The organism is Gemmatimonadaceae bacterium, from assembly GCA_030647905.1.
In the GTDB taxonomy this organism is placed as follows: Bacteria; Gemmatimonadota; Gemmatimonadetes; order Gemmatimonadales; family Gemmatimonadaceae; genus UBA4720.
On record JAUSJA010000002.1, the window covers coordinates 1 to 25,802 of the forward strand.

A 25,802-nucleotide genomic window follows, 5' to 3' on the forward strand; every position below is an offset into this window, starting at 1 on the left:
TCGACGAGGAGCTGATGATTCTGGCCCCCTCGAACGGCAACCTCCTTGACGATGTCCGCTTCCTTTCCGCAAAGGGGTAGCCCGTCCTGATACAGGCGGACGCTCGCATAGGGCAGCTCCAGCGCCGCGATCATCCGGCGAATCCCGCTCCAGATTTCATCAATTGACTTGAGATGCTCCGTCCACTTTTCGTGGCCGTAGCGGGTGACGTACTCCTGCTTGATCTGCTCGAGCAGCGACCCCATATCCTGTTCGGTATGAATAATCGGAACCACAATGAGCGTGCGCATTATCCCACGCGACCGCGGCCGCAGAACAACGCCGGCGGTAGACACCGCCCACCGTGGTTCCCGTTCGGCGGGCACCGCGCAGCTCGGGTCATACCGACGCGTCCAGCACCGTCCGCACTCTCCCAAGGAAATCCACCACGTGCCACGGCTTCGAGAGGTAGGGGACGCCGGGTGGGATCGTCGCGGTCTCTTCGACCTCGCGCTCCATGTACCCGCTCATGTACCCGCTGGTGAACAGGAATCGGACCCGGTGCCCCGCCTGCCGCAAGGTCCGAAACAGCTCTGGCCCTCCCATGACCGGCATCACGACATCGGAAATCACCAACGCAATGGCTCCCCGATGCGCCTCGAACGTCTCGAGCGCCTCCGCACCGTTCACCGCCGCCAGCACCGTGTACCCCCATTCCTCGAGCACGCGCTGCGCCAGGCGTCGCACCGCCTCCTCGTCTTCGACGAGGAGAATCGTTTCTTCCACCCCGTCCCAGCGGCGGCGCTGCCACCGCCGGGCGTTCGGAGCCCTCCTCGGCCACTGCCGGGAGGAACACGCAGACCGTGGTGCCGCGTCCAAGTGCGCTGGAGACATCCACGAAGCCGCCGTGCTGCTTGACGAGCCCGTACACCATCGCCATACCGAGCCCGGTGCCCTTGCCCATGGGCTTCGTGGTGAAGAACGGTTCAAAGATCCGATGCCTAGTCTCCTCGTCCATGCCAGCGCCTGTATCGCTGACCTCGATCGCGATGTACGCACCGGCCCTGCCCCAACCCCGTCCCTCGCAATACGCCTCGTCGAGCACGGCTCGACGCGCCTTGACCAGCAATGCCCCGCCCGGCGGAGTGGCGTCGCGGGCGTTGGTCATCAAGTTCATGAGTATCTGCTCGACCGCGCCAGAATCGGCCAGCGCCCCGAGCCGGGCCTCGTCGACGATCACCCTCACGTGGATATCCTCGCGGATCACGCGTCGCATCATCCGACCGAAGTCCGTGACCACGGCGCCAAGATCGACCGGCTGCAGTTCCAAGTGCTGGCGGCGGCTGAACCCCAGCAGCTTGCGCGTCAGCTCCGCGGCCCTCAGCGCAGCACGTCGGATCGTATCGAGATTCTCCCCGACGGGTGAACCGGCCGGCAGCTCACTGGCCATGAGTTCACTGCTGCCCAGGATCGCGGTCAATAGGTTGTTGAAGTCGTGGGCCAGCCCGCCCGCCAGATCGCCTACCGCCTGCATCTTCTGCGATTGCCGCAGACGGTTCTCGAGCACGACACGCTCCGTGACGTCTTCGACGAAGACCTCAAACGTCACCGGTTCCCCGCCCGGGCCACGGACCGGCTTGCCCGACAGGCGCACCGTGATCGGTGTGTCGTCCTTCCGTTTCCAGCCAGCCTCCACGCCGGTGAAGGCATCGTGCGCTGCGTAGCGTTCCAGCAACCGGCTTCGCTCTTCGGGATGCTGGTACAGGGTGGCCACCGTGCTTACGGCGAGGACCTCCTCCGCCGAGTCGTAGCCCAGCATCTCGACGAGCGCCTGGTTGACCATGAGCAGACAACCATCCGGCGTGCTGCGGTAGATGCCGAACACCGCGCGCTCGATAAGGCCGCGCAGCTCGGCTTCGGAGAACCGCAGCGCCTCCTCCGCCTGCTTGCGCCCGGTGATGTTCTGGAAGGCGCCGGTCAGCCGCACGACCTTACTGTCCCGCATCACGGCCCTGCCTTGGGCGTGCACCCAAATGTGCCTGCCCTTGGCGGTGATGAGCGGTAATTCGAGGTCCCAAGGCGTCCCGCTAGCGATCCCGGCCTGCACCGCGGCCTGAATGACAGGCCGAGCCTCGGGTGCGTAAAACTCGATCACCTGCTCGACCACCGGCGCAATCGCAGGATCGACTTCGTGGATGCGGTAGACCTCTTCCGACCAGGTGAGTTTCATGGTCAGCAGGTCAAGCTCCCATCCGCCGACCATGGCGAGTTCCCCCGTGCAGCGCAGCAGCTCGGCGTTGCGCGCAAGCTGTTCCTCCGTCTGCTGGCGCTCAATCGCCAGACTGGCCAGACGCGCCCCCCGTTCAACCGCCGCCAGTTCTTCCGGCTGCGCGGCGCGCGGCGTGCGATGATAGAGCGCGAATGTGCCCAGCACCCGGCCTTTGGTGGAAAGAATCGGCACCGACCAGCACGCCAATAGCCCGTGCGCCAGCGCAAGGGCCTTGTAGTCCCGCCAGAGCGGATCGCTGGCGATGTCCGCGACCATCGTTGTTTGCCCCGTGTAGGCAGCCGTGCCGCACGAGCCAACCAAGGGGCCGATCTCCATCCCGTCAATCGCTTGGCAATACGCAGCCGGCAGGCTGGGGGCCGCACTGTGCGTGAGATGCCTCCCCTCCGCATCCAGCAACAACACCGAGCACAATATCCCCGGATACATCGCTTCATAACTGAGCGCCAAGCGAGTCAGCAACACGGGCAACGCCTCGCCCTTGGCCAGCAGTTCCAGCACGCTCCGCTCGCCTTCGCTCTGCCTCTCCGCCCGCTTGCGCTCCGTGATGTCGTGGTGCGTGGACACGTACTGCGTGACGGTGCCGGAGGCGTCGCACACCGGGGTGATCGTGAGAACGGCTTCGTAGGTGCTCCCGTCCTTGCGTCGGTTGACCACCGTGTCGGAAAAGGTGCGGCCCGCCGTGAGGGCTTGCCACAGGGCCGGGTAGACCGCCGCGTCGGTCTGGCCGGATTTCAGGATCCTCGGGTTCTTTCCCAGCACCTCGGCAACGTCATAGCCGTTCTGGCGGCTGAAGGCCGCGTTGACGAACTGGATCGCCCCGGCCGGGTTGGTGATCGTCACCGGGTCGCCGACGCTCTCAAGCGCGGCGGCGAGCAGGCGCGCGCGCGCGGTCAGCCGCTCCTCGGTCGTCAGATCCTCGACGGCGACGAGGAGGACCTCCGCTTCCGCCTCCTCTTCCTCCTCCTCAAGGCGTGTTCCGGTAATCGTGACGCGCAGCGACCGCGTGCCCCCCTGCCAGGGCATCTCGAGCTGGAGGCCGCGCTGGGGCTTGCCGGAGGCGAGCACCTCGAGCGCGGCTTCAAGGAGCCCAGGGGCCGGGAGCAATGCCGTCACGGGTTGGCCCACTGCGCCCTCGTCCGGTCCGAAGGCCTCGCGGAAGGATCGGTTGACCTGCAGCACGGTCAGGTCCTGGCGCAGAACGAGCAGCCAACTCGACACGCTGGCGACAATGGTCTCCGCGTGCTTCCGGCGAAGGTCGAGTGCCGCGAGGAGCTGTTCGACCTGCTCGACCATCGCGTTGAAGGTACGGGCCAGTGTGCCGAGCTCGTCGCGCGCGGACGCGTCCAGCCGGTGCGCGAAGTCCCCGGCCTGCATGCGCCGAGCCGCGGTCTCGAGCCCGATGATCGGCCGGACGATGTAGCGCCGGGTGATGAAGAGACCGGCGAGCAGCACCGCCAAATTACCAACGGCGATGAACCCGAGCGTCCAGAGCATCTCGCGCCGCTCGCGCTGGTGCCGCGCCACGAAGGCGGTGAGGTACCGGTGCGCGAGGTCCCTGAGCTGGGGCAGGCGGTTCTCGACGCGCTGGTACGCCGCCACGAATCGCGCCTCTTGGCGCGACGCCTCGGCGATGGTCAGGAGGTCTGGTCGAAGCTGGTGCCACAGGGAGGCCACGGCGGCCAACTCGGGCGTGAGGTCCGGTGGTGCCGCGTCCACGACGCCGTCCAAAACCTGCCCACCCCGTTGCAGCGCTACGAGACTGTGCTCGAACTCCGCCACGCGAGATCGGAGGCCGGCGCGGTCTTCCTCCTGACCCAGCGCGACAATGTGCGCCCAGTCGCGGAGCTCCGCCGCGAGCAGCCGCTGCCGACCCGCCACGTTGACGACGTGGTCAGTGGTGCGTGCCCGCTGCAGGTACGAGGCAAAGACGAGCGTGCCGGCAAGCGACCCGAGGAACGGCAACAGCAGCAGCAGACCAATCTTCGTCGTGAGGGTCGGCCTCACTACTGCCTGCCTGCCTGCCTGCCTGCCTGCCTGCCTGCGCAACGTTCGTTCCAAACACAGCGCGGTCCTGTTTGCGATCGTTCGGGGCGGGGGTCATAGGTTCCCATATTACGCGCCCCGCCCTGCACCAGCAATGCCGGCGAGCGTTGCTGGAGAACCTCGCCCGCTCCGGCCTGTCCTCACGGGCGTAGTGTGTTGCACGCGGGCGGGCGCTCGTACGTGTCCACGAACTGCCGATACAGCGCTTGCTCAGCGCGCGTGAGGTCGCCCGCCTCGAGCCGAACGCGGAACAGCACCTGCGCGCGGCGCACATGGCTCGCGAGCCCTTGGTTGCGCCCGTTGGGGGTCGCATGGGCGAGCAGTCGCCGCCTGAGGTTCTTCGCCTTCCCCAGGTAGATGATGCCCGCGCAGCGCCGCTCGTACCCCGGCTGGCCGGGGGCGAGGCGGAGCTCGTAGACGCCCGCTGCCTGCGGGGCCCCCTGAAGGATGCCCGGCCGCGCCAACGTACGGAGCGCGGAGAAATCCATCGTCGTCGCCATGTAGCCACTGCGGCGAGCGCGTACGCTCGCGCCCGGCACGCCCAGGGACTTCCGGCAGTATGCCACGAGCCGGCGGGACACGCGCATTCCCGCGCGCCGCGGCACGCGACACGCGAGTTCCTCATCGGTCCAGGCTCCCAGGAGGAGCCCTTGCTCGCGAAGCCACCGTTCGCGCGCGAGCACGTCGCGCAGCAGCGCCCGCAGGACGGCTCGCGAGCTCACACAGAGTGCCCGGAGCGGCAGGGGCGCGCCGGTGGGCAGGAGCACCACCGTCGAGCGCAACACGCGCGAAACGCGGCTCGCATCGGCCACCGCGAGACGGGCGCGTGCCTGGCGCACGACTTGGCGCTCGGTCAGGACCACGAGCCGGGTCTCGGCGCCCGTGCACAGAAAGTCGGGCTGCGCGCCGATGAGCACCCGGACGACCTCGTGGGCAATGCGGTTTCTCGTGCTGACGAGCAGCAAGGTCCGCACGGCGCGCCGGATGTCTTCCGAACATTCCCCGTCCGCGGGCGCCATCCAGGCCCCGAGGCGATGCCAGTCCACCGTGTACTCACAGCCGAAGTAGAGCGAGCGCCAGACGAGGTGCGGCGTCTCGTTCCGTACCCGGACCTGAGCGAAGACCCCGTCGGGGCCGTGCGCGACGGGCGCGTGGCTGGCCCCCGGCAGGAGCGTGCGGCACAACGCGGGGGTGGCTCCGTCGAACAGGCCAGCGCGCCGCGCCACGTCCTCCGCCTTCAGCGCGGCCGCCAGGACGGACGCCGGCGGCCGCTCCAGGAAGCGCGCGAGGACGATCTTGCCGATGAGCGTGGAACGTGTCGCGGTTGAGAACGTCGTCCTTGATGGGTTCAGCAACAAGTGCTCAACGCCTTTCGGCATCACAGAAAACGACACCAGTCTGCGGAGTCCATCCATGTCCGGTTTGTGAATGTGCTCAACGCCTTTCGGCATCACAGAAAACGACACTGAGTCGTAGAGTGGTGATCGCCTTCCACTAAGTCGCGTGCTCAACGCCTTTCGGCATCACAGAAAACGACACGATGCGGCCCATATTCGTGCCGCTCATTTCCTGGAAGTGCTCAACGCCAAGCGGCCGCAGTCTGATCTGGGAGGTCTTTCACCCGCGCAGGTAAGCCGGCTGCTCGCGGCCGATTGGGCGGATGGTGATGGTGTCCGACGACGACCCGTCGCGGGGCCGAAGCAACGACCCGCGACGCGGGCGGACGGGAGAAAGACCCCACCTGGACCGCACGCGGACAACCGCACGCGGACTCGTGGCGCGGCGTGAAGCGTCGCGCCATACTACTGCGTGCTCGATTAGAATTCCTATCGTGTATCGTGTATCGTGGACTGCTCCTGGATGTCCACCGGGCAGGTGATGTGCGCCACGCTGCGACCAGCCAGCGCCGCGCGGCAGCCGGCGTCAACCAGGCTGCGTGCGTGTGCGGCGCCCATCACCTGCTGATGAAGCAGGCCACATCTTTGAAGAGCGCGAGGAGATCCACCTCCTGCTGGTAGTGCATGCCGAGCAGGTCGTGGTAGGTCTGGCCCGTGATGGCCAGCACCGGCGCGCCGTCGAGTTTCGCGTCGTAGAGCCCGTTGAGGAGATGGATCGCTCCCGGCCCCGAGGTGGCGAGGCAGACGCCGAGCCGGCCCGTGTACTTGGCGTAGGCGCAGGCCATGAACGCCGCCGCCTCTTCGTGGCGCACATGGATGAAGCGAACACGGTCTTGCCGGACGCGCAGCGCCTCCATGATCCCGTTGATGCCGTCCCCAGGAAGGCCGAAGATCGTGTCCACGCCCCAGTCGAGCAGGCGATCCACGAGGATCTCGGCGGTCGTGTACTTCTTGTCGGAGCTCATTGATGGCGAATCTCCCGCTGAAAGACGTGGCTGCAGCCGAGATGGAACGACGTCAACACACTGCTGAAAGTCTACCAGCAGCCAGATCCGGCAACGTTAAAGGTCGTCATGAGCGACCCGCGGAAAGTCTCGGACAACATCTCAGTGGCAAGGTAGGAGAAACAGGTATCGCTGTTTGAAACGAAAAAGCGCCGCGACAGCGCCGTTAGCCGGGCGCTCAACGTCGAGGAGGGCGAGTCGCCTCTGGCGAGCTACGCCTGCCCGCCGTATGTTTCCCGGGTCCCCCACGACATCCGCGTGCCGTCATCGCTGACGGGAGCGCAGAGCTTCTCGGCGGCTTAGGTCAGGAGTGGCGGTCAACGTGAACAGCTATGCCTTTTGTTTCACACTCGGATCGTTCTGAGCGCCGCCATGAGCCTCCTCACGCTTCTCGCTCGCTTCGTGCTCGCCGTGGTGTTTGGCGCAGCCGGTCTCGCGAAGCTCGCGGACCGCACGAAGACGCGCACCTCGCTCGCCGCGTTCGGAGTCCCACGGGCGCTCGTCGGCGCCGCGAGTCTGGCGTTGCCGGTGGCGGAACTCGCGATCGTCGTCCTGCTATTGGGCGCGCCGACCGCATGGTGGGGAGGCGCCGCTGCGCTCGGGCTGCTCATCGCTTTCACGGTCGTCATCGCGGCGAACCTCGCGCGCGGACGCAAGCCCCCGTGCCACTGCTTCGGCCAGCTTCATTCCCGGCCTGTCGGCTCGGAGACGCTCCTGCGCAACGCCGCTCTCGCCGGCTGTGCGGCGCTGGTCGTCTGGCCCGGACCGGGCCGACCGCAACCGGAAATCCTGCGCTCATTGTCCGACGCAACGGCGTTGGCGCCAGCCGCCGTCGTCATCATCGCATGTGCAGCCGCGCTGTGCATCGGACAGTCCGTGCTGATCTGGCAGCTCTTTCGCCAGCACGGGCGCCTGCTCCTGCGTATGGATCGCATCGAACGGAGTAGCGAGGCTGCGCACCAAGCGCAGCAGGTGGAGTCGCTCGCCGCGCTCGAGCCACTCCTTCAGGGGCTCCCGGTCGGCACGACGGCTCCGCCGTTCGAGCTCGCGACTCCCTCACGCGGCACGCTGTCGCTCGGCGCGCTGCTCCAGGAACGTCGTCCGGTCATGCTGATCTTCTCCGATCCGGATTGCGGTGCCTGCACCGCGCTGCTGCCTGAAGTCCAGCGGTGGCAAGTCGGCTACGCAGACAAGATCAGGATCGCCGTGGTGAGCCGTGGTAGCGATCATGCGGTTCGCATGATGGCCAAGCGCCACGACCTGACGGACGTGCTCCTCCAGACGGATCGCGAGGTGGCCCAGTCGTACAACGTGCAGGCCATCCCTTCGGCCGTGCTCATTCGGGTTGACGGACAGATCGGCAGTTCGCTGATGCTGGGTCGCGACGCGATTGAGCAGCTCCTGCAGCTCGACACGGTTTCTCTCGATGCCAGCGCAAGTGCGTCATACTCGGCAACCTCAGTCTGATTGCCTCACGTCACCTGGAGGAGGGATGGACGACTTACTTGATGAACTGTCTCGAAGGCTCGCAACGGCCACGTCGCGCCGCGATGCGGTGCGCGTGATGCTCGCCGCGATCTTCGGCGGAGCAGGCGCGCTCGCCTGCGCAGTACCGACCGAGCCCAAATCGTGCCTGTCAGACAGCTGCAAGGGATCGGACGGCAAATGCTATGGTCCCTGCGCCAGTGGGTCCTATTGCACCACCAGTCCCAGCGGAAACTGCAGCTCGCCCAGCGCGGGCGGTGTGTATTGTTGTGCGGGTTCTGGAGGCACGGGTTCTGGTTATAAATTATGGAAAGGATCTTTCCGGGAATCTTTCTATGACCTTAATATATGGGGTGAGAGGGCACGCATAGTTACAGGCAAACCCTTTATGGTTGTAAAATACAATAAGATAACATCAGATATATTAGATTGTGAATTTGGATTGAGTGAAGTTACACAGCAAGCAATACCTGGTTTTGATCCAGCACCTCCTTATCCAACCCTTAGTGCAACTACCATAGATTATCATTCTGAACTTAATTTGCAAGGTTCCGTTGCTCTGTGTGTCGGATGGTCATCGAAATCATCAATAACACTACCAAATGGCTCCCCCATAAAAATAAACAGCTCCGCAATATTTTCATTCAAGAATGGTTCTTCACCGGGTGGAGTTGGTTATAATGCGCAATGGTCATTTTCGCAAACCAATATTACTATGGTCGGTGGTGTTAAGAATATTGATACCACATACTACCTTGGTATCGATTCTGACCCAACAAGTGCATTTCATCTAAAAGTGTAATTGTTGAGCGTCATAACATCGTAGACAGATTTGAGTGCCTGTTTAAGAAGTAAAGCGAAATGCATCAATGGTATAATTTCAGAAAGGCAGGGCCAGAAATGGTCCTGCTTTTTTGTTTACCCGCGACGCGGGCGGACGGGAGAAAGACCCCACCTGGACCGCACGCGGACTCGTGGCGCGGCGTGAAGCGTCGCGCCATACTACTGCGTGCTCGATTAGAATTCCTGTGGTGCCGATCATCGCCTCGAAGACTGTGACCGGAGTATCGAGGCAGATCATCGCCTTCTGACCTGCCGCGGCCACGCCCGCTATCTTCACTACATGCTCCTTCGCCGGTTCTTCGACGAACAGCTCGCCCAGACGAGCTACCTCGCAGCGTGCGATCACGCGCGCCTCGGCGTCATAGTGGACCCGAATCGCAACGTCGCTCAATACATTGAGGCGGCCGCACGCGACAACATCCGCATCGTCGCGGTCACCGAGACCCACATCCACGCCGATCTTGTTTCCGGCTCGAGGGAGCTGGCACGGCGCACGAACGCCCAGCTCTATCTCTCCGATGCGGGCGACGCCGAGTGGAAGTACGGTTTCGCCGGCGAGTCACGTGCGGAGCTGCTGACGGACGGATCGCACTTCATGATCGGCGACGTACGAATAGACGCGATCCACACTCCCGGTCACACGCCCGAGCACATGACTTTCCTCGTCACCGACACGGCGGTCGCCGCCGAGCCGATGGGAGCCATCACCGGCGATTTCATTTTCGTCGGAGACGTAGGCCGCCCCGACCTGCTCGAGCGCGCTGCGGGATACGCCGGCACGATGGAAACAAGCGCTCGGCGGCTCTTCCAGTCGTTGCAGGCTTTCAAGACATTCCCTGATTATCTCCAGATATGGCCCGGTCACGGCGCAGGCTCAGCCTGCGGAAAGGCCCTCGGCGCCATGCCGCAATCCACGCTTGGCTACGAGAAGCTGTTCAACTGGGCTTTCGCCGAGGACGATGAGGAACGCTTCGTAACGGAAGTACTCGCCGGACAGCCCGAGCCACCCGCGTATTTCGCGATCATGAAGCGCGTCAACCGCGACGGGCCGGCAGACGCGCCGACAACGGTCCCGCCGGTCGCTGGCGCAGACGAGATCGCGCGCTCTCTGTCGGCCGGTGAGACAGTGGTGGATACGCGATCCGTACTGGAATTCGCAGCGCGACATGCGGCCGGCTCGGTCAACATCCCGCGCAACAGATCTTTTCTCAACTGGGCTGGTTCCCTTCTGCCGTACGACCGCGACGTGTGCGTGATCGGCGATTCATCCGAGGAGGCACGACGCCAGCTTGCGGCGGACCTGTCGCTCATCGGCCTCGAGCGAGTCTCGGGCGTATTCCCCGCCGAATCGCTCGACGAGCTCTCGAAGCTCGGCGTGCGGATGAGCGCGACGAGACAGATATCCGTCGGAGACGTTCGGACCAGACGCAACGCGACGATCCTCGACGTTCGCGGCCGCAGTGAGTTCGCGGCGGGGCATCTGCCGCGCGCGCTGAACATTCCACTCGGCGAGCTCCGCAGGCGCCTCGACGAGATTCCCGAGGGGCAGGTCGTCGTTCACTGCCAAGGTGGCTCGAGATCGGCGATCGCGGCGAGCATCCTGCAGCGTGGCGGCAGAGATGACATGTCGAGCATGTACGGCGGTTTCTCGGAGTGGGAGCGGAGCGGCAACCCTGTGGAACGAGGTTCGCGAACTCAGGGGAGCTGACGCATGACCCATCCGCTGACACCGATGGTCTCCCGCGGTCGCCGGATGGACGAGAAGCCCCCTTCATGGCGCGAGCGGCTGGCCGCGCTGCGCCACATTCCGCCACTGGGCCGGCTCGTCTGGCAGACGCACGCCGGGTACACGGTGGCGATGATGGCGCTCCGCCTGACCCGCGCGTTCGTTCCCGTTGCAACGTTCTGGGTCGGCAAGCTCATCCTCGATACCGTGATCGGCGTGCGGGACGGCCGTGCGGAGCTGCCGACTCTCTGGCGCTACGTCGCGATGGAGATCGGCATCGTCGTGGCCGGCGAGATTCTCGCGCGGGCATCGTCTCTGATAGAGAGCCTGCTCAGCGATCTGTTCTCCAACCGCATGAGCGTCCGGCTGATGGAGCACGCGGCGACTCTCGATCTCGCGCAGTTCGAGGACCCGACGTTCTACGATCACCTGGAGCGTGCGCGGCGACAGACGGTAGGGCGGATCGCGCTGCTCACGCAGGTCGTGTCAATGACCCAGGACGCGGTAACGCTTCTCACGATCGGTGGCGTGCTGATCGCCTACAACCCGTGGCTGGTCCTCCTGCTGTTCGGCGCCGTGCTGCCAAGCTTCCTCGGGGAGACGCATTTCGCCGCGCTCGGATATTCGCTGCTGTTTCGATGGACCCCGGAGAGACGACAGCTCGACTATCTGCGATTTGTCGGAGCGAGCGACAAGACGGCGAAGGAAGTGCAGATGTTCGGTCTCGCGCCGTGGCTCACCGACCGGTACCGGATTCTGTCCGATCGTTTCTACGAGGAGAACAAGCGGCTGTCGCTTCGGCGCGGAGCGATCAGCGCCCTGCTCTCGATCTTCGGCACCATCGGGTACTACATCGCGTACGTGATCATCATTCTCCGCGCCGCGCGTGGAGAGATAACGCCTGGCATGCTCATCTTCCTGTCGGCGTCGTTTGCGCGCGGCCGCGACACCATCCAGGGCATTCTGCTTTCGGCGTCGAGCGTATATGAGCAGGCGCTCTACCTTCGCGACCTGTTCGTGTTTCTCGAGATGAAGCCGACCATCTCGTCGCGGCCCGATGCGCGGCCGGTGCCGATGCCTATCGCGCGCGGATTCGTATTCGAGGATGTGGGCTTCAGATACCCGGGCAGCGACCGGTGGGCGATCAGGAACGTGTCATTGGAACTGCGGCCCGCCGAGCGCGTTGCGCTGGTTGGCGAGAACGGGGCAGGCAAGACGACGATCACGAAGCTCATCGCGCGACTGTACGAGCCGACTGAAGGGCGGATAACGCTCGACGGCGTGGATCTGCGCGACTACGACCTCGAATCGCTGCGGCATGCGATCGGCGTGATCTTCCAGGACTTCGTGCGCTACGACATGCGCTTCGACGAGAACATCGGCGTCGGTGAAATTGAGTCGGTCAGAGCCGCTCTCGACGGCGCCGAGGGAGTGCCCGACAGCATCGAGCTGGCCGCGCAGAATTCGCTCGCCGCTTCACTCCTGCCGCGCTTTCCGAACGGTTATCGGCAGATGCTCGGCCGCCGCTTCGAGGAAGGGGTGGATCTTTCGGGCGGCGAGTGGCAGAAGGTGGCCCTGGCGCGCGCGTATCTGAGAGACGCCCAGGTGCTGATTCTCGATGAGCCCACTGCCGCGCTGGATGCGCGTGCCGAGTTCGAGGTATTCCTGCGATTCTCCCAGCTCGTCGCGGGACGAATGGCGATACTGATCTCGCATCGGTTCTCGACCGTGCGCATGGCCGACCGGATCATCGTACTCCGCGGCGGGAAGGTCGAGGAATCGGGGACGCACGAGGAGCTCGTCGCGGGCGGAGGATTGTACGACGAGCTCTTCCGGATGCAGGCGGCCGGGTATCGGTAGCGCGTCGTGCGCTACGCACCAGGCCGGAGATACTTCTCGAACCAGCCGAGCACCTCTCCCCACCAGAGCTTTTGATTGAGCGGCTTGCCGATCCAGTGGCCTTCATCGGGGAAGACTATCAGCCGACTGGGAACGCCCTGTCGCTGGAGCGCGGTGAACATCGAGACTCCCTCGTAGTAGGAAACCCGGTAGTCAAGCTCACCGTGCACGATCAGCATCGGGGTCCTGAAGTTCGCGGCGTAGAGATGCGGCGACCACACGCGGTATTGAGTGTCCATCGCCGTCTTGTCCCAGGAGGGGCCGCCGTACTCCCACTCGGGGAACCAGAGTTCTTCCGTCGCCGCGTACATGTTCTCGAGGTTGAACGGCCCGGCGTGCGTGAAGAGCGCCTTGAATCGCGTGGAATGTCCCTCGATCCAGTTCGTCATGTAGCCGCCATAGCTGCCGCCGGCCGCTCCCATGCGGGTTGAGTCGAGCCAGTTGTTTCGCGCGAGCGCTGCATCGAGACCATTCATCAGATCCGTGTATACCTTGCCGCCCCAATCCCTGGAGATATCGTCCACGAATTTCTGTCCGTACCCGGTTGATCCGCGCGGATTGATGGCCACCACGGCCATCCCTCGCGAAGCGAACAGAGAGAAATTCCACCGGCCGTGCCACTGGTCGAACCAGGCGCCCTGCGGTCCTCCATGAATCAGGAAAAGCACCGGATACTTCCTGCCCGGCTGCCACTGTGCGGGCCGCACGAGCATGCCCTGGACGCTGTCGCCATTGGCGCCCTTGAACCAGAAGAATTCGGCGGGGTGAAGCGCGAGCTGCGCGATGAGGGCGTCGTTCTCGTGCGTCAGCTGACGGATCACCGGTGCTCCGCGGCCTGACGTGGCCGATACGTATATCTCTGCCGGGTGATCCACGGCGTCGCGTACCCACGCCATCGTGCGGCCGTCGCGAGAAAGACTGAGCGACGAATTGTTCATCGTCCCCACGACGAGCTCAGGTCTGGACGTCCAACCCGTGCCGGTCCGCGTGATGCGATAGATCTTGTTGCGCGACGCGTCGGCGGTGCTGATGTAGATCGCGTCGCCGGCGGCGGTGAACCCATAAGCATCGGCGGTCGCATCCCACGACGGCAGGAGCTCCTTTGACGTGCGCGAGGCACGATCGTACGCCATCAGCCGGCCGCGATCGGACTCGAACCCGGCGCGCGCCTGCGACTGATAGATGATCGAGCGCCCGTCAGGCGAGTAGACGGGATTCACATCCGCGCCCTTGTTGGCGAGAGTGATTACCGCCGGCGTGCCGCCGCCAGCGGAAACGGTGTACACGTTGATGTCGGTGCTCCACGCATCTTCCCTTCCCTGATCCTTGGCGGTGTACGCGAGCTCCTCACCATCGGGAGAGAACGCGTAGCCCTCGCTCCCGCCGAATGGCCCAGGGGGCACGTCGTACTTCACTCCACGCGTAACGTCCACTGGCGCGCCACTGGCGGTGCCGACGACAAAGAGATGCGAGCGCGTATCGCCCGCCCACGCGGTCCAGTGGCGGTACATCAGATTGTCGGCGATGTGCGCCTTGACCGGATTGGCTTCTTCGGCCTGCGAGCGCGACGCGTTGCAGGCATCGTCGGCGCAGTCGGGATACACTGACGACACGAAGGCGATGCGATCGCTTTTTGGCGACCAGACCGGCCCGGACGCTCCGCCACTCAGCTTCGTGAGCTGTCGCGCGCCAGTCCCATCCGCATCAGCCAGCCAGAGCTGTCCTCCAGTTATGTAGGTCACCTGCCTGCCGTCGGGTGACCAGCGCGCTTCGCTCGCTTTGACATTGGCTGATGGGAATTGCTTTGCGGCACCACCGCCCGCCGAAGAGACGAGGAATGTCGCGGTCGAGCGACGATTCGCCGGGACGTCAGCGGTGCGCGCGGCGTAAAGCACGAGCGTCCCGGAGGGTGATACCTGCGGGTCCGAGACGCCTCGCACGGCGGCAAGGTCGTCGAACGTCATCGGCCTCTTCTGAGCCGATACTTCCGGCGGGGTCAACAGCGAGAGAGACAGCAACGCCGCCGCAATCGAAGTCTGAGTTCTCATTTTCTGGTGGGTTGTGTTGGGGGTTGATCAGGCGTCGGGCCGAGCAGCGGACCAGCGTAACGGATCGAACACGGCAGGCGGAATGGGCTCGTTCACTCGCACCTTCTCGTACTGTTCCCTGAAGTAGGGCTTGCCATCGCGCAGCGACACGAACTCATGCGCCACCTGGAAACCGTCTATCTCCTTGTACTCACCGACGCGCGTGTCGGTCACGACGGTGCGGTCGCCGCGCTTTTCGCGCTGAATGATACGGAGGAGGAGCAGCTTGTCCGCATCTATCCAGACCTGACTCGACTCTTCGTCGCCTTCATCCGCGCCGATCACATAGACGCGCTTCCTGTCGAGCCGACCGCTCCGAAACTTGTCGAGATCCATGCGCAGTGAATCAAGCCGCCGCAGCGTCACCGCAGGTGGAATGGCATACACGTCGGCGGTGAGCGTGAGAATCGGCTGGATCGAGCGGCGCGAATCTACCCTGCGACCGTTGTCGAAGGTCATCACGCGATTGTTCAGGATGAGCAGCCCGCTCTTCGACGAAAGCGGCTCGAAGTCTATCCTGAGCTTTCCGGGTACAGAGAGATTCTCCACCCAGCGCGACTTCTCTTCCTTGCCGGACTGAGTGTAGAAGGTATTCGCCTGCTCGAAGCGGAGCGTGCTGTACCACTTGTCCGAGTACCGGTCGTGCATCTCGCGCACCAGATCGCGCGAGGAAGTAATGGCGAGCTTCGGGGCCTCTTCAGGCGCCGGCTCCCCGACCGGCGGATTCGCGGCCGAACATGCGGCTGTCAAGAAAACCAGCGCGGTAGTCCACGGGCGCGCATTCAGAAGCGCGCGCCCGGCAGTGCGGTGGAGCATCGTTCTCATGACATGTCCTTACGGACGATTCAGCTGACCGTAGTAGATACCGTTGAACAGGAAGCGGAACGCACCATGAGTCTGACCCCGGAAATATACCTGGGGTCCATACAGCACGACGCTGCCCTTCCCCATCGGTGAAACGAGGATTTCCGTCGCGTCATCGAGCACCTTCTGCCCCCAGGCCCACCCGCTGCGAAGGGGCGCCGGGCTGTCGAACCAGGCGACGCGCTTCACTCCTTTCGCCGACGCTCCTGACTGCAGACGGAATGCCGGATTGTTGTCGAAGAAAATATCCGCCCTGGGCGACATTCCCCAGGCGATGGTGTTGGTCGTGTCCACCGCGACGGAGAGGACAGACCCCGGCACGTAGTACTTCGCGCGCGGAAGCGGCTTGTCGCTCTCGTCCACGACTGCGTCGGATACCGGCAGCTCCAGCCTGTACGCTATCTCGGAGGCAACGCCGAGGGCGAGCAGCGTCCCCCCGTTCTCGACGAAGCTGCGAATGCGTGGCAGCGTCTTCTCGATCGTAATTCGTCCAAGACGGGAGTGCCATTCGGCCGGGACTTTGTCGGCGGGCGGTTGCAAGCGCCGCTGACAGCTTCCCGTCGAGTCCACCGGGGCGGAGAGTCTCGCGCAATTGGGAAGAACGAGCACGTCGTACCTTGAGCTCAGGTCGCCATTGTCGAGATCGTTGGCGAAGACGACTTCGTACGGAAATTCGAACTGATCGAAAACGAAGCGCATCCAGCCCGACGATATCTCGCCACCGTAGACGTCCCATAGAGCAATGCGCGGCAAGTGCAGGCGCGTCATCGACCCTCCAGGCATCGCGATATCCACCGGAGAAAACGTCACACCCCTCTCGGCGGCGAGTGCGCGGAGCATCGGCTCCGCCGCGGTGGTGTTGCGCACCACGAAGGCGCCTGCCGGGAGGCCCGTGCCGGCCGCAGGAGCAGCGAGTGTGTAAACCTCCTGGCCGGCCTTGAGCAGCCGGTTGGCCGCGGTGAACGAATCGTTCGTCCCTCGTGTCCACGAATAGAACTGCGGCGCCAGGAAACGCGATTCAGGCGCCTGCACCCTCATTCCCACCGTTCCCGCCGGTACCGGCGCGAATCCATTCAGCTTTTCGAAAGGTCCCGTGAACGAATCGAGTATGCGATCGAACTTCACACCCATCTGGTACGCCAGCGTCCACCCGGCGTTGTCGTATGGCGGAGTCGGCGGGCCACCAGGATACGGGATATCGTCAGGATGATTCTGCGGCTCGAACATGTCGAGCACGTGCGGACGGAATGCCTGCGACGTGATCACGACATATGACTCCTCAGGGTAGGTCCTTCCGGCGACGGAGAATGCCCTCGTCGCGCGGTGGATCGTCACGCCGTTCTTCACCAGCGCATTCACGAATTTCACCGCCGTGGCGAAATCCTTCTGATTCGACGGAATGATGTATCCGCGCGGATCGCGTGCCGCCGGATCCTTGAGGAGCTTCACGTAATCGGCGCTTGGCAGCCGCGTTTTCGCGGCGCTGTCCTTCTCCACAGCGAGCTTCACCGCGTCCACCTTCTGAGGTGTCAGCGTCCACGTGTCTCTGCGCCCACGATCGATGGAGTTCCGTCCCATGCGATACGCGTTGAAGAGGAAGTCCTCACGATACTTCGAAGCCACGTCCATGACCGCGCGGTTGGCGGAGAGCTCGTATGCCATGGATTGCGCGAAGTGCCACTTCTGTGGCAGGATCGGGAAAGGCGTGCTCCCACTCGGCAGAAGGCGTTCGGGGACCAGCGCGATCTCGCCCGGCGTGGGATTGCCGAAGGTCTCGGTGAGGAGACCGATCATGTTGTGGAAGTACACGGTGGTCCGGAGACCGCCGTTCCACCACGTCGAGAAATTGGCTCCGTTCCGCATCGTCGCCCCCGGCTTTCCCTCAGCGATGAACCGGCTGTGGATCGCCGCCCCGACGAGATCTATGCCAACCGGAATCAGAGGATCGAGATTGTAGTTGAACGGATCGCGGAAAGGCGGCGCGAAGATAACTGTGCCTTCCGGGCCCGTCTGATGGTGGTTGTAGACGATGTGCGGATACCAGGCCCTGTAGAGAATGCTGTCCGCTGCCTGTGTCTCGGGCTGCGACGCCATGTACGAATCGCGGTTGTTGTCGTGGCCGATGTACTTGTGATAGAGTCGCGGCACTCCGGCTGTTGACCGGTTTTCCTTCACCGAGTCGCGCATGTACCAGTTCGAGACGAGGTCCATGCCGTCGGGATTCGCCGGCACCGCCAGCAGAATGTCGTCCCGCAGGAACCGCTGCGTCTCGGCGTCGTTGCGGCTCACCATTTCGTACACGTACTGTATGAGCTGCTGGGCGCCAAGGACTTCGCTGGCGTGCAGACCGCCGTCAATCCAGACCACCGCCTTCCCTTCCCGGGCCAGAGCGCGTGCCTGCTCGTCGTTCAGGCCATCGGCGTGGGCCAGCTTCGCCGCAATCTCCTGGTACCGTCCCAGCTTCCGGAAATTCTCCGGCGCGGTAATGATCGCCATCAGCATCGGCCGGCCTTCGGCGGTGGTTCCGATGCGCACTACACGCATGCGGTCCGATTCACGGTCCAGCTTCTCCCAGTATTTCGTGAGCTGCTGATAGTTGGCGAGAAAATAGTCGTCGCCGATGTTATGCCCGAACTCCTGCAGCGGGGTCGTGATACGCCCCTGCGCGGAAGCGGACGACGTGACGACGACCAGGCCAAGGATCAGCGAAAGGGTGCGGCTGAAAATCATGATGAGAATCGGGAGGAATGATTTGAGCGATTTTCTGGTGCGGTAAAAGCTACCCCGCTGCTCGACGTGTGGACACCGTGTTCCAGGCGGCGACAAGCACTCCCGCAAGCACCACCACACCGCCGAGAAGAGTCGCGAGCGGCGGCACCTGGGCAATCGCGGGTATCAGCGCGCCAAGAAGTGTCGCGCCAACGGGCTCTCCGAGGACTGTGAGATTCACGACGTATGCAGGGAGATACTTGAGCGCCCAGTTCATTCCCGTGTGCCCAAGCAGCATGGGTCCGATCGCGAGACCGGCGAAGATCGCCAGCTCGCGCGGTGGCTGTGGGGTAAGTGGAGTGCCTGTCAGGCCGGCCATCGCGAAGAGCGCTATCGCGCACGCCGAGTATGCGAGCGCGACGTAGGCCCATATCCCGTATGTCGCACGAAGATGGCGACCAATCGTATAGTAGATGCCCGCAGTCACCGCCGCCGACGCCGCAAGCATGTTGCCGAGCATGGCGTTGCTTCCGCCGGCCGAAGCGCTGTCGCGCCAGGCGGGAGCGGCGATAAGCATGGCCCCCAGAAGAGCGATCGAGATGCCGATCAGCTGCCGCCGGTTCGGCGCCTCACGCAGAAAAATCGTGGAGATCGCCACGATGACAGCCGGTTGAAGGCTGACGAGTGTTACGGAAGCGGCGATCGTCGTGAGATGGATGGACGCGTTCCACGCCCAGAAATGAAGAGCGAGTGCTATCCCGGCGCATGACGCGAGGGCGGTGTCGCGTGCCGTCAGCTTGGCCCAGTCGCGCCACTGGCCTGTGACGGCCAGCGCGACGGCGACGATCACGAGAGAGAAGCAGAGTCGCCATGCGGCGATGGCGAGGGGATCGGCATTCGAGAGCCGGACCAGCGGCCCGGCGAACGAGATGCCGAGCAGCGATACCGCGAGAACCCAACCCGGCGAGGGGCGGTTCAAGTTGACGGAAGCGGCGTACTGCCCGGCTGCCGCCGCAGCCGCTACTCCTGACCCTGCGGCTGGTCGTTGATCGTCATGAGCTGGCGTGTCGTGCGGTTGGCGGCGGTCATGACCTTGCCCGAATAGCTGCTGCAGTTCGGTGTGTTGGCGCCGCGGACGCAACCGTTGTATCGCTGAAGCGCGACACGGAGATTCGGCGCATTCTTGATCGCGTCGGCAAGAACGCTGACGCCGTGGCAGATGTTGCCCTCGATGTCATAGAGATCGCGCGACTTGCAGCCCCACTGTCCGCGGTGGAACGGCATGACCTGCATGAGGCCCTGCGCTCCCACGAAGCTGCGGGCGTGCGGATCCAGGTTACTGCTCTCGACCAGCATGACACCGACCAGAAGCGCGGGATCGATCTTCCTGCGCTTCCCCTCGGCGACGACGGCGCTGGCGATCCGCTCGGCGACCTCACCGTTCCGGGTATAGCGGCGAAGGACCTGGGCGATGCGGAACGCATCTTCGCTCGGTTTCGCGGCGCTGATAACGGCACCGGGGAGCTTGAGAAGCTCTGCCGGCCGCGTGAACTGCGGATGCTGGTGCTCGAGCGTCCACACCGTTCCGGCAGCGAGAAGCACGGCAAGCACAACCGCTTGCGCGGCCGCGCCGATGTAACGGCGCCACCGGGGACGGTAGAGCTCGGTGACCTGCTCTCGGCTGGTCACGATCTTGAGACTGGTCCGCCCCGAAACCACACGGGACAGTTCGCCATCAGGCCGCTGGTACAAGCACTCCTCCTTTACCATCGGAAAAAGCCCTGCCGAGCCGGTCGGCAAACTTCTCCAGGGCCGCGAAATCCTTTTCCCAAACCTCATATTCGGCTGCCGTCGTCGGAGACCGGTGGAGCGTCGTGCCGGCGGACGGATCTACCACCTTTCTGATCTGCTTGCGCTCGCGAACCAGCTCCGCGCCATGTGATTCGGCGAAGCTCCACATGCGGCGGCCGATCTGCGAGTTTGTCAACGGGCAGTCCGGGTAACGCGACCGGATATACCTGATGAAGTATTCGTTATCCACGATTCTTCGTCCGACGGGCACGGAGTCGTCCGCCACCGGCTCGACCGAGCTCAGGCTGACGCGCAACTCAGCCCCGAGCACCGCGGCTATCTGACGCAACAGATCGAGCGAGACGTTGTAGTGCTCGTCGTGTTCGATGTTGCGGATAGTTGACGGCGACACGGGAACGGTGAGCTGTGCGGCAACGTCTTCGCGCCGCAGACCTCTGAGCTTGCGAAGCCGCTCGAGGTCGCGTCCTATCCAGTCGGCCATACCTATTCCGGTAATCCTGTTAACTGACAACGTATAACAGTAACCCGGTTGAGGTATTGGTACAACCCTTCCCGGTAAATAGCCTACCGAGGGTGGGCTGGCTTCTATGGACGACTACTCGGCGGCACTCGGGAAAAGCGCCTGGAGCATCTGCGACGCGGCCTGGTCGGCGTATTTCAGCACCTTGCCCGAGTAGGTGTGGCAGTGTGGCGTGTTCGTCCCGCGCACGCACCCGTTGTAGCGAAGCAACGCCCTTTCCATGTTCGGCGATCGCTTGACCAGATCGGCGAGGATGCTCGTTCCGTAGCAGATATTGGACTCGATGTTCGCGAGATCGCTCGAAGGGCAGGCCTTCCATTTGCCGGCGTGAAAGGGCATGACCTGCATCAGCCCTCTCGCGCTGACATTGCTCCGTGCGACCGGGTCGAGCTTTGCGTTCTCCGTCAGAAGCACGCCGATCAGAAGGGCGGGGTCGAGATTTCTCTTCCCGCCTTCATTGATGATCGCCTGGGCGATGCGATTCGCGCGCACGGTGTCCTTCGTGTACCGGCGGAGCACGCTGCTCACGCGAAAGACCTGCTCGCTCACCGGCGGGGGCGCGAGCACAAACTCCGCGGGAAGCTGAAGGATCGACCCGGGTTTCACGAACTCCGGCTTCTGCTGATTGACGGTCCAGATGGTGCCCGCAACCAGAAGCGCCCCAGCGCCGAGGCTGTGCGCGAGCGCGCGGATGGCCTTCTGCCCGCGTGAGAGCGGAGGACGCTCGGACCCGTGGCGGCGGACATCCGTATACACACTTCCGGACAACCTGCGTCGATCGTCCGGACCCTGAATCTGCGTTTCGTCGTCCTGGCGATCCGAGCTGGCGGAAGCCATCATGGTCTTCTCTTCTGCACCGTGCATGCCACGTGCGGGTATGGAGATTGCCCAAGTTGGCACGCATCTTCATTTGTGATATTGTTCCCGGAACCACCTAAATCTGCGAAATGAAGGAATCGGAAGGACTCTACAGGTGGTTCCGTGTCATCAAGCGAACCCTGATCGGACTGGTTTTCGTGATCGGGGGCCTCATGATTTTCGGGTACGCCGTGTTCATGCGGCACATGGACGCCCGCGGTGCGTGGAAGTCCGCTGCACGGGAGCTGAATGGCGGGATGCTCCACTACGGCGAGCACGTCGAACGCTACGCGAAGGCTTTTCAGCGGCGGCCCACCGACTATTATCGCGCCGCGAATGGCCTTCTCGTCGCGACCAATGACCGCGTCATCTTCATAGGCATTGCGCCGAGCGACAAGCTGCAGAACGAGGACGCGCCAGCGACGATTCTCCAGTATGAGTTCCCGAACGACATGCTGCTGACGATGAAGAAGAGCCGGCTGTACTTCCTTACAGCTCACGGCGTACGCGTGTCACAAGCCAACGGGGCAAAGGAGGAGTTCGCCGCCTCACGCGGCGATGAGCCGGCCCTCGACAGCCTCATTGAGCATGTCAACCGGCGGCTCGACGCGCAGCGGGTGGAAGCGATCAGGGAGCGCCGGATCAGAGCCGCGGTCGCGGCGATGATCAACGAGCCGATCTACTATGTGGTGCGACGCGGGGACGCGATCTCCAGCATTGCCGTGCGGTTCGACACGACGACTGAGCAGCTGAAGAAGTGGAACAATCTGCCGAGCGACAAGGTCAGGATCGGTGACCGGCTCATCGTCAAGGCCGCGGGACCGCGTCCCAAGCCGCCGCCGAAGCCCGCGCCTCGCCAGCGGCAGCCGCGCGGTCCGAAGATCTAGAGGCGACCCGCGCTGCCCGTGACCCGCTGCCCGTCAGTGCTCGTCTCCGCCGAAGCCGGTGTCCTCGGGGATTTCTCCGATCCTTTCGACGTGCACAACGCGTTTCATCGTCGTGCCGCCGGCCGTGATGGTGACGAGATAGTCGCCCTCGGCCGCCGCGGGCCCGGGTCGCGGACCGCCGCCGAAGCGGCCGCCCCCGCCGCCGCCACCGCCGCCACCGCCAAAGCCGGGGACGCCACCAGGAGGCGCTTCCGCCGGACGAAGGTTGATCTCTCCGGGCTGCTGCCCAAAGCCGCCCTGACCACGGCCGCGGCCGCCGGGACCACCCGGCACACCGGGCCCTCTACCCTGCGCCTGCATCCGCTCGCGCAGCGCGCGCATACCGGCGGTGTCTCCGCGCACACGCATCGCGGTCATCGAGTCCCGCAGGTTGCCGATTGCGGTCGTATCCATGCCAGGGAGATTGCGCCCGGCACCCGTCGTGTCACCGCTCGCACGCAATGAATCCTCGCGCTGGCGCCGTATCCGCGCCGCATTGATGCTGTCACGAACTCCTGACGGCGACAGCGGACGCGGCGCTCCGCGCAGATCCCAGTTGACACGATGCACTCCCGCGCCGCCAGGTCCCGTCAGCCGGCGCACGACGTCGCCCTTCACGTCCGTGACGACGATGCGCGTCGTGTCACGACGAGCATCACCGGCGGTGAGGCGATAGGTGAACGTCGCCCCATACTGGGGATTGTCGGCAACGTAGATCTTGTTGCCGTTCCACTGCTGGGTGAACTGCTGCGCGTACTGGTAGGCCTGAGTCGGCTGGAAGAAATACGCGCGCTGTCCCATCACGGTGTCGGCCATCTGCTCGAGCGGCGCGATGTCAGTGATCCAGATGGAGCGGCCATGGGTCGCGGCGATGAGCTCGCGGTCCCGCGGGTGGATCCTGAGGTCGTGCACGGGGACCGTCGGCAGGCCCGTCATGAAGCGCTGCCACGACGCCCCGCGGTTCGTGGAGACATAGGCGGCTACATCGGTTCCGACGAAAAGCAGGTCGCGGTTGTACGGATCCTCGCGAACCACGTGGACGTAGTCCACGCCGCCGCTCGGAAGATTGTTCGCTATCGCTCGGAACGTGCGGCCGAAATCATTCGATACGAAGAGATATGGCCTGAAATCGTTGTCACGATGCGCGTCGAACGACACGTAGACGGTCGCCGTGTCGAAGTTGGACGCTTCGACCCTGCTCACCCATGTCTTCGGCGGGACGCCCGGGAACCGCTTCGTCAGGTTCGTCCAGCTGCCGCCGTCGTTCGTGCTGACCCAGACGTTGCCGTCGTCGGTCCCCGCCCAGAGAATGCCCGGGCGCACCGGCGATTCCGCAATCGTGGTGATCGTGCCATACGTCTCGGCGCCCGTCGCGTCGCGCGTGATTCCGCCAGTCGTCTTCGTGCTGACGCGGATGCGCATCGAATCGGCCGTCGAGAGATCGGGCGATATCGGATAGAAGTTATTGCCCCGGTTTGCTGACTTGAGAAGGCGATTGCCGCCCATATAAACCGTGGTTGGCGAATGCGGTGAAAGGAAGAACGGAGCGGACCAGTTGAAACGGTACCGCGCCGCGGAATCGGCCCGCGCGCGCGCGCGGACGGCATCGAGCGCGCTCGTGACGCGCAGGTTCACCGGCTGCACCGTGTCGCCGCGTGCGACGATGAGCGAATCCTCGAAGTTGATGCGGCCGGCATTGCTGCGCATGATCGGATAGCGCGCACCGTTGGCGACGTCCAGACGCGACGCGTTGCCTCCCTGCGACTCGCTGTAGATGATGTTGGGGTTGGTCGGATCCATCGCGCTGTAGAAGCCGTCGCCGCCGCCAACGTTGAACCAGCTCGCGTTGCTCGCACCGTCGCGGCCGCGCGTGCGCGTTGGCCCACACCACGTTCCGTTGTCCTGAAGCCCGCCGCACACGCGATACGGCTTGCTCATGTCGAAGCTGACGCCGTAGAACTGTCCGATCGGGAACGTGTTCGGGAAGTCATACGTCCCGCCCTTGTCCCACGTGATCGCGATTCCGCCGTCGTCACCGATGATGAAATGGTCGGGATCGGCTGGATCTATCCACATCGCGTGCCAGTCGGTGTGAATTGACAGCGCCCCGCGACGCTCGGTCTTGCCGCCGTCATCGGAGAAACGGAACACCGACGACATCCAGTACACGCGGTCGGAGTTCTTCGGGTCCACTCTCACCTGCGAGTAGTAGAAGGGCCGGGCGTCGCCGGCGTTACGCTGCAGGAGCGTCCACGTCGCACCGCCATCGGACGTGCGATACAGCCCGCTGTTCGTCCGCTGCGCCTTCGACGTGTCGGGAACCTCACCTTTCTTCAGCGCCTTCTGCAGCGTGTCCGCCTCGACCATCGCATAGATGACCTTCGGGTTCGACGCAGCGACAGCGATGCCGATGCGTCCCTTCATCGTCGAGGGAAAGCCGCCGCCCTTGATCTCGGTCCACGTCTCGCCGGCGTCGGTGCTCTTCCAGAGCCCGCTGCCCGGTCCGCCGCTCTGCAGGAAGTACGGTCCGCGCATGCGCTCCCAGCTCGACGCCCAGAGCGTGTTGTGGTCGGCCGGGTCCATCGCCAGGTCCACGAACCCGGCCTTGTTGCTGATGAACTTCACCAGCTTCCACGTGGCTCCGCCGTCGGTGCTCTTGTAGAGTCCGCGCTCCGGGTTGGTCGCCCACGTCTGTCCGACGGCGGCGACGTAGACGATGTTCGGATCGCGCGGATCAACCACGATGCGGCCGATCGCCTGTGTCTTCTCGAGGCCAATCAGCTTCCACGTCTTGCCCGCGTCGTTGGACTTGTAGATGCCGCCGCCGGGCGAGAGCGAATTGCGGGAGTCCTCTTCGCCGGTGCCGGCGTAGATGATGTCGCCATTGGAGGGTGCGATGGCGATGTCACCAAGCGAGATTACGCGCTCCTTGTCGAAAAGCGGGAAGAACATCGTGCCGGCGTTCACCGTCTTCCAGATTCCGCCGGTGGCGGTGGCGACGTAGAACACCTTGGAGTTCCGTGGATCAACTTCGATGTCGGTGACCCGGCCGCCCATGTTGGCGGGGCCGATGGACCTCCATCGGAAGGCGGCGAGGGCCGCCGAATCCAGCGGGGCCGAGAGCTGGGCATTGACCGGCCCGGCGAGCAACACAGCGGCGCCGGCGAGGAGCAGGGGGACACGAAGTGTACGCATTGTTGTGGTTGTGGGGTTTGGCGGCGCCGACCAGCTCAAAACAGACCGGACGCGCGACAGTCGGACCAATGATGCAACTACGTCCGGCAGGCGGTAAGTGTTGGAGCGGCCCCGGAGATGGGGCGACGGTTGTTGCCGGCGTTGCGCTTCCCTATGTTTGCCGCG

Annotated in this window: 19 protein-coding genes and 1 CRISPR repeat array; of the genes, 5 read left to right on the forward strand and 14 right to left on the reverse strand. The window is 64.1% G+C overall.

Annotation, left to right across the window (positions count from 1 at the left end):
* The 5 genes from Q7S20_00075 to Q7S20_00095 all read right to left on the reverse strand — a co-directional run.
* Window positions 1-290 (reverse strand): hypothetical protein (locus tag Q7S20_00075; GenBank protein ID MDO8500221.1); only part of this gene is annotated, 290 nt, incomplete at its 3' end.
* Window positions 290-4,273, reverse strand: a complete 3,984-nt coding sequence (locus Q7S20_00080) for a PAS domain S-box protein (protein MDO8500222.1) — start codon at window positions 4,271-4,273, stop codon at window positions 290-292. The genes Q7S20_00080 and Q7S20_00075, both read right to left, overlap by 1 nt.
* A gap of 179 nt (window positions 4,274-4,452) precedes the next feature.
* Window positions 4,453-5,667: a hypothetical protein gene (locus tag Q7S20_00085; GenBank protein MDO8500223.1), complete on the reverse strand. Its 1,215-nt coding sequence runs from the start codon at window positions 5,665-5,667 to the stop codon at window positions 4,453-4,455.
* A 3-nt stretch (window positions 5,668-5,670) separates the two neighbouring features.
* A CRISPR array of direct repeats spans window positions 5,671-5,923; the repeat unit is 36 nt; unit sequence GTGCTCAACGCCTTTCGGCATCACAGAAAACGACAC.
* Between the two features lie 215 nt (window positions 5,924-6,138).
* Complete coding sequence (locus Q7S20_00090) at window positions 6,139-6,267, reverse strand: hypothetical protein (GenBank protein MDO8500224.1); 129 nt, start codon at window positions 6,265-6,267, stop codon at window positions 6,139-6,141.
* Window positions 6,267-6,674, reverse strand: coding sequence for a thiamine pyrophosphate-binding protein (locus tag Q7S20_00095; GenBank protein ID MDO8500225.1), 408 nt, complete (start codon window positions 6,672-6,674; stop codon window positions 6,267-6,269). The genes Q7S20_00090 and Q7S20_00095 overlap by 1 nt, the downstream gene beginning before the upstream one ends.
* A gap of 411 nt (window positions 6,675-7,085) precedes the next feature.
* On the opposite strand from Q7S20_00095, the gene Q7S20_00100 reads away from it, so the two are divergent.
* Together Q7S20_00100 and Q7S20_00105 are read left to right on the forward strand one after the other, a co-directional pair.
* Window positions 7,086-8,180 carry a MauE/DoxX family redox-associated membrane protein gene (locus Q7S20_00100; GenBank protein MDO8500226.1) on the forward strand — a complete coding sequence of 365 codons (1,095 nt, stop codon included), beginning with the start codon at window positions 7,086-7,088 and terminating at the stop codon, window positions 8,178-8,180.
* 25 nt (window positions 8,181-8,205) lie between these two features.
* Window positions 8,206-9,000: a hypothetical protein gene (locus Q7S20_00105; protein ID MDO8500227.1), complete on the forward strand. Its 795-nt coding sequence runs from the start codon at window positions 8,206-8,208 to the stop codon at window positions 8,998-9,000.
* Between the two features lie 78 nt (window positions 9,001-9,078).
* Here the strand turns inward: Q7S20_00105 and Q7S20_00110 are convergent, their stop codons facing one another.
* Entirely contained in the window at window positions 9,079-9,318 is a 240-nt protein-coding gene (locus tag Q7S20_00110) for a hypothetical protein (protein MDO8500228.1), read from the reverse strand.
* A gap of 3 nt (window positions 9,319-9,321) precedes the next feature.
* Here Q7S20_00110 and Q7S20_00115 point away from each other — a divergent pair, with 3 nt between their 5' ends.
* Window positions 9,322-10,749 (forward strand): MBL fold metallo-hydrolase, encoded by a 1,428-nt coding sequence (locus Q7S20_00115; protein MDO8500229.1) that lies wholly within the window; start codon window positions 9,322-9,324, stop codon window positions 10,747-10,749.
* A gap of 3 nt (window positions 10,750-10,752) precedes the next feature.
* Complete coding sequence (locus Q7S20_00120; GenBank protein ID MDO8500230.1) at window positions 10,753-12,627, forward strand: ABC transporter ATP-binding protein; 1,875 nt, start codon at window positions 10,753-10,755, stop codon at window positions 12,625-12,627.
* Between the two features lie 11 nt (window positions 12,628-12,638).
* Here Q7S20_00120 and Q7S20_00125 read toward each other — a convergent pair whose 3' ends face one another.
* The 7 genes from Q7S20_00125 to Q7S20_00155 form a co-directional block, all read right to left on the reverse strand.
* Window positions 12,639-14,714 carry a S9 family peptidase gene (locus tag Q7S20_00125; GenBank protein MDO8500231.1) on the reverse strand — a complete coding sequence of 692 codons (2,076 nt, stop codon included), beginning with the start codon at window positions 14,712-14,714 and terminating at the stop codon, window positions 12,639-12,641.
* A 27-nt stretch (window positions 14,715-14,741) separates the two neighbouring features.
* Entirely contained in the window at window positions 14,742-15,578 is an 837-nt protein-coding gene (locus tag Q7S20_00130; protein MDO8500232.1) for a hypothetical protein, read from the reverse strand.
* A gap of 9 nt (window positions 15,579-15,587) precedes the next feature.
* Window positions 15,588-18,347, reverse strand: a complete 2,760-nt coding sequence (locus Q7S20_00135) for a M14 family metallopeptidase (protein MDO8500233.1) — start codon at window positions 18,345-18,347, stop codon at window positions 15,588-15,590.
* A gap of 49 nt (window positions 18,348-18,396) precedes the next feature.
* Window positions 18,397-19,305, reverse strand: coding sequence for a DMT family transporter (locus tag Q7S20_00140; GenBank protein MDO8500234.1), 909 nt, complete (start codon window positions 19,303-19,305; stop codon window positions 18,397-18,399).
* A 41-nt stretch (window positions 19,306-19,346) separates the two neighbouring features.
* Window positions 19,347-20,078 (reverse strand): lytic transglycosylase domain-containing protein, encoded by a 732-nt coding sequence (locus Q7S20_00145; GenBank protein MDO8500235.1) that lies wholly within the window; start codon window positions 20,076-20,078, stop codon window positions 19,347-19,349.
* Complete coding sequence (locus Q7S20_00150) at window positions 20,062-20,619, reverse strand: helix-turn-helix domain-containing protein (protein ID MDO8500236.1); 558 nt, start codon at window positions 20,617-20,619, stop codon at window positions 20,062-20,064. Before Q7S20_00150 ends, Q7S20_00145 begins: the two co-directional genes overlap by 17 nt.
* A 114-nt stretch (window positions 20,620-20,733) precedes the next feature.
* On the reverse strand, window positions 20,734-21,498 hold the full coding sequence (locus Q7S20_00155; protein MDO8500237.1) for a lytic transglycosylase domain-containing protein: 765 nt from the start codon (window positions 21,496-21,498) through the stop codon (window positions 20,734-20,736).
* Window positions 21,499-21,605: 107 nt separating this feature from the next.
* Here Q7S20_00155 and Q7S20_00160 point away from each other — a divergent pair, with 107 nt between their 5' ends.
* Window positions 21,606-22,403 (forward strand): LysM peptidoglycan-binding domain-containing protein, encoded by a 798-nt coding sequence (locus Q7S20_00160; GenBank protein MDO8500238.1) that lies wholly within the window; start codon window positions 21,606-21,608, stop codon window positions 22,401-22,403.
* Between the two features lie 33 nt (window positions 22,404-22,436).
* On the opposite strand, the gene Q7S20_00165 is transcribed toward Q7S20_00160, so the two are convergent.
* Entirely contained in the window at window positions 22,437-25,637 is a 3,201-nt protein-coding gene (locus tag Q7S20_00165; protein ID MDO8500239.1) for a hypothetical protein, read from the reverse strand.
* Window positions 25,638-25,802 lie beyond the last annotated feature (165 nt).

Bases quoted from the DNA above. Each gene is read 5' to 3' on its own strand.
- Q7S20_00120 (MDO8500230.1), top strand. From the start codon at position 10,753: ATGACCCATCCGCTGACACCGATGGTCTCCCGCGGTCGCCGGATGGAC.
- Q7S20_00095 (MDO8500225.1), bottom strand. From the start codon at position 6,674: ATGAGCTCCGACAAGAAGTACACGACCGCCGAGATCCTCGTGGATCGC.
- Q7S20_00125 (MDO8500231.1), bottom strand. From the start codon at position 14,714: ATGAGAACTCAGACTTCGATTGCGGCGGCGTTGCTGTCTCTCTCGCTG.
- Q7S20_00090 (MDO8500224.1), bottom strand. From the start codon at position 6,267: ATGGGCGCCGCACACGCACGCAGCCTGGTTGACGCCGGCTGCCGCGCG.
- Q7S20_00135 (MDO8500233.1), bottom strand. From the start codon at position 18,347: ATGATTTTCAGCCGCACCCTTTCGCTGATCCTTGGCCTGGTCGTCGTC.
- Q7S20_00130 (MDO8500232.1), bottom strand. From the start codon at position 15,578: ATGAGAACGATGCTCCACCGCACTGCCGGGCGCGCGCTTCTGAATGCG.
- Q7S20_00105 (MDO8500227.1), top strand. From the start codon at position 8,206: ATGGACGACTTACTTGATGAACTGTCTCGAAGGCTCGCAACGGCCACG.
- Q7S20_00115 (MDO8500229.1), top strand. From the start codon at position 9,322: ATGCTCCTTCGCCGGTTCTTCGACGAACAGCTCGCCCAGACGAGCTAC.
- Q7S20_00155 (MDO8500237.1), bottom strand. From the start codon at position 21,498: ATGATGGCTTCCGCCAGCTCGGATCGCCAGGACGACGAAACGCAGATT.
- Q7S20_00160 (MDO8500238.1), top strand. From the start codon at position 21,606: ATGAAGGAATCGGAAGGACTCTACAGGTGGTTCCGTGTCATCAAGCGA.
- Q7S20_00100 (MDO8500226.1), top strand. From the start codon at position 7,086: ATGAGCCTCCTCACGCTTCTCGCTCGCTTCGTGCTCGCCGTGGTGTTT.
- Q7S20_00150 (MDO8500236.1), bottom strand. From the start codon at position 20,619: ATGGCCGACTGGATAGGACGCGACCTCGAGCGGCTTCGCAAGCTCAGA.
- Q7S20_00165 (MDO8500239.1), bottom strand. From the start codon at position 25,637: ATGCGTACACTTCGTGTCCCCCTGCTCCTCGCCGGCGCCGCTGTGTTG.